The organism is Protofrankia sp. Cj5 (assembly GCF_917627405.1).
Classification (GTDB): Bacteria; Actinomycetota; Actinomycetes; order Frankiales; family Frankiaceae; genus Protofrankia.
On record NZ_CAKJTO010000204.1, the window covers coordinates 1 to 3,494 of the forward strand.

Annotated in this window: 2 protein-coding genes and 1 pseudogene; all 3 read left to right on the forward strand. The window is 75.1% G+C overall.

The annotated features are described in order from the left end of the window. Nucleotides 1-130 precede the first annotated feature (130 nt). The gene (locus MJ777_RS22515; RefSeq protein ID WP_239377716.1) at nucleotides 131-1,612 is read left to right on the forward strand and encodes an SCO6880 family protein; all 1,482 of its coding nucleotides are present in this window, start codon (nucleotides 131-133) and stop codon (nucleotides 1,610-1,612) included. A 15-nt stretch (nucleotides 1,613-1,627) separates the two neighbouring features. Further along, nucleotides 1,628-3,130, forward strand: coding sequence for a hypothetical protein (locus tag MJ777_RS22520; RefSeq protein ID WP_239377717.1), 1,503 nt, complete (start codon nucleotides 1,628-1,630; stop codon nucleotides 3,128-3,130). Further along, a pseudogene (locus MJ777_RS22525) lies at nucleotides 3,127-3,494 on the forward strand (hypothetical protein); the annotation flags it as partial. The gene MJ777_RS22520 and the pseudogene MJ777_RS22525, both read left to right, overlap by 4 nt.

The following is a 3,494-nucleotide window of genomic DNA, read 5'->3' on the forward strand; positions in this document are numbered from 1 at the left end:
GTCCGGCGGGCATGGCGGTCGCCGTGGCCGGGCAGGCCGCCGCCGGCGCGGCCCGGGCGGCCGGGAACGCTATGACTGGGCAGGAACCCTCGACCGAGGGCGGGACACCGCCGGCCGGGGGTGGCCGGCCGTGAGCGAGAACGAGCCGCGGATCCGTACCTACGGAGGGTGGCGGCGCAGCCAGCAGGTCGGCCTGTTCGGCCTGTCATCCGCGCAGACCCTGGGCCTGCTGGCCACTCTCGCCCTGCTGATGGGCGTGGCGGCGTTCTCCCCGCTGGCTGCCGGGATCCTGCTGCTGCCCGCTGCCGTGGCCGGCGGGGGGATGTGGGCGCGGTGGGACGGCATCCCGCTGGTCCACCTGCTCGTCCAGCAGGCCCGCTGGGCGGCGGCGCGTCGCGCCGGCTACGACCGGCTCGACGCCGACCTCGCGGTCGAACATCCCCAGGCGTGGACCCTGCCCGGGGTCCTGGCGCCCACCACGCTGGTGTCCGCCGACGATGGTGCCGGCGGAGACTACGGGCTGGTGTGGGATCGCCGCAGCGGGCTGGTGACCGCCACCCTGGCCGTGGCCCCGGCCTCGACCTGGCTGGCTGACCCCGCCGACGCCGACGGCTGGGTGGCCAACTGGGGTGGCTGGCTGGCCGGTCTGGGCTACCTCCCCGCGATCCGCTGGGTCACGGTCACCGTCACCACCGCCCCCGACCCCGGCTCCACCCTGGCCGACAGCGTTGCCGCCCGCCTCGCCGCGGACGCCCCGCCGCTGGCCCGGGACCTGATGGACGAGCTCGTCGCGGCCGCGCCGGCCGCGGCCGCCGACGTCGACACCTACGTGTCACTCACCTTTGATCCACGGCTGGCGCCGTCCCGGCCAGCGGATCTACCCGCGGCCGCGGCCGAGTTCGGCCACACCCTGACCGGCCTGGAGTCCTCCCTCGGTACCTGCGGGGTGGCGGTCCTTGGCCGGGCCAGCGCGGCGATGATCGCCGGGGTGGTACGCACCGCCTACGATCCACACGCCCGCGGAGAGATCAACCGGATGCTCGCCAGCGACAACCCGGAACTGCTGAACTGGGTGGAGGCCGGCCCGGTCACCGCGGTGGAGTCCCGCGGCCAGTACGACCACGACGGGGCATATTCGGTGTCGTGGTCGTGGCGGGAGGCTCCCCGCCAGCAGGTCCCCGCGCACGTGCTGGCCCGGCTGATCGCCCCGGGCCGGTGGCCGCGACGGGTTACCCTGCTCTACCGGCCGCTACCAGCCGGGGACGCCGCCCGCGTGTTGGAACGGGAGGTCACTGCCGCCTCGTTCCGGGCGACCTACCGAGCCCAGACCGGCCGGGACGCCACCGCCCGGGACACCGCCGATGCCCAGCGCGCCCACCGCGCCGCCGCGGAGGAAGCCCTCGGCGGCGGCGTCACCCTGATGTCTCTGTACGTGACCACGACGGTGCTCGACGCGTCCGAGCTGCCGCTGGCGGTCGCGGACGTGCAGTCCCGCGCCGACGAGTCCAAGATCCGACTGCGGCGGATGTACGGCAGCCAGGCCGCCGGGTTCGCCACCACCCTGCCGTGCGGGATCTGCCCGCCGGTGCTGTCCCGCCGCTGGCCCCACTGACCCCAGGAGATCGGGATGTCGCCGCGTCACGCCCCCCGGAAGCAGACCTTCCTCGCGCCGCCCTCGCCAGCCCCCGGTACCGTGGTCACCGCGGCGGATGCCGGCCCGGTCGCTCCGGCCTGGGGGTGGAAAACCCCCGGCGCGGGCCGCGCCGCCCACGTCGAACAGAGCATCGAATACCAGGGCACCACCGTGCAGATCTGCGGGCTGTACCCGTTCGTCGCCGGCGGCGGTTCCCCGGCCCTTGGCGTCCCGATCGGCCGGCACCTGCTGTGGGGGGAGGTCGTCTGCCTCGATCCGCTGCTGTGGGCGGACGCCGGTCTGGTCACCAACCCGGGTGTGTTCCTGCTCGGCCAGCCTGGCACCGGCAAGACCGCCCTGGCCCACCGAATGATCACCGGTATGGCTGCGTTCGGCACCCGCACCCTGATCCTCGGGGACACCAAACCGGACTACACCCGGCATGTGGAGGCCCTGGGCGGGCAGGTCATCCGCGTCGGCCGCGGCCTGGACCGGATCAACCCGCTGGACGCCGGCCCGCTCGGGCAGGCATGGGACCGCCTGCCCGCCGAGCAGGCCGCCGCTCTGCGCTGGGAGGTCCGCGGTCGCCGGCTGTCCCTGCTGCTCGCTCTGGCCTCCCTGGTGCGCGGCAGCCGCATCGGCAACGCCGAAGAGGTCATCCTGGGCCGGGCCGTCGACCTCCTCGAGGACCGTCACCGCGGCCGGGCCGCCCCGACCGTGCCCGACGTCCTGCATGTGATCGAATCCGGGCCGGACGAGTTGCGCGCCGCCGCCCGCGCCCTCAGCCCGCAGGCATACGCTGCCCGCGTCGACGACCTCGTTCCGACGTTGGCGTTGTTGACGGAGGGGTCGCTGGCCGGGGTGTTCGACGGGCCTACCACCACCCCCATCGACCTCGATGCCCCCGCCGTCTCCGTGGACATCTCCCGGGTGGGCGCGGCCGGGGACACCCTGCTGTCCGCCGCGCTGCTGTGCACCTGGGCCTACGGGTTCGGGGTCGTTGACGCCGCGGCCGCCCTCGCCGACGTGCACCTGGCCCCCCGCCGCCACCACCTGGCGGTCATGGACGAACTGTGGCGGGCGCTGCGCGGCGCGCCCGGGCTGGTGGAGCACGCCGACGCCCTGACCCGCCTCAACCGCGCCAAAGGGATCGCGTCGCTGATGGTGACCCATTCGCTGGCCGACCTGGACGCGCTGCCGACGGAGGAAGACCGGGCCAAGGCGCGCGGGTTCGTGGACCGGGCCGCGATCCTGATCTGCGCGGGGCTGCCGCCCCGCGAACTCGACCGGGTCCATCAGATCACCCCGCTGACCGCGCCGGAACGCGCGATGGTCGCCTCCTGGTCAGCGCCGGATTCCTGGCAGCCCGGTGTCCGCCACCCCGGCCGCGGCAAATATCTGATCAAAACCGGGGGGCGGCTGGGTATCCCCGTCCAGATGACCCTGCGACCGGCGGAGCTGGACCTGTACGACTCCGATCAGGCGATCCGCCGGTGAGCGGCCCCCACGGCCCCCGCGGCAGCCAGTTCCTCGCCCCCTGGCTCGCCATCGGCGTGCTGTGGACGCTGGTCGCCGCCGGCTGGCTGATCTGGGCCGCGGCCCGTCTGGCCGCCGCCCTCGGCGGCGGGCACGTGCCCGGCTTCGGCGGCCAGTTCCTCGCCGCGCTGGCCACCGCCGACACGACCACCGCATGGCCGGGTGTGCCCGCCGGCTGGCTGGCCGCCACCATCACCCTCACCGCCCTAGTCACCGCCGTCGCTGTGACCGGCGTGGTCCTGGCCGTGCGGCGGCTGCGGCCCCGCCGGCAGCCCGGCGGCTGGGCGCTGGCCGGCCCCTCCCTCGCCGACGACCGGGACCTGGC